General features: G+C 41.3%; 1 protein-coding gene. It reads right to left on the bottom strand.

The features are described from left to right. On the bottom strand, nt 1-508 hold a 508-nt coding region (locus ACFIK8_RS10710), incomplete at both ends, for an MBL fold metallo-hydrolase (RefSeq protein ID WP_375669415.1).

Genomic DNA, 508 nt, shown 5'->3' with positions numbered 1-508 from the left:
GCCTAGTTGGCTTTTTGGACCATGGCCACAGATGAAAAGAACGTCATCACCTAAAGGCAAAATTTTTTCTCGAAGGGATTTCATTAATTCTTTATGAGAACAGAATGGAAAATCTGTACGTCCAATAGAACCACGAAAAAGCACATCCCCTAATAAGGCGAATCGTTCTTTTTCATTAAAATAAATGACATGGCCAGGCGAATGTCCTGGCGTGTGAAGAACATGAAACACATGTCCAACAAAATGAACGCTATCGCCGTCTTCTAACCATTGGTCAGGAATACAAGTGCATGCGTCAGTAATGCCGTAGTTTTTTGCGCTTTCGCTGACAGAAGCCATGACAGGTTTATCATCGCGATGTGAACCAATAATTTTAACATTAAGTGCCTCTTTAGCTTGCATTGCTGCGCCCACATGATCAAAATGACCGTGTGTTATCCAAATAGCTTCAACAATAATACCAGTCTTCCGGATCACTTCTTGAATTCGAAACCAATCACCACCAGGA

It is taken from the genome of Bartonella sp. MR168JLCBS, from assembly GCF_042194175.1.
This window is presented reverse-complemented; position numbering and strand designations above follow the sequence as displayed.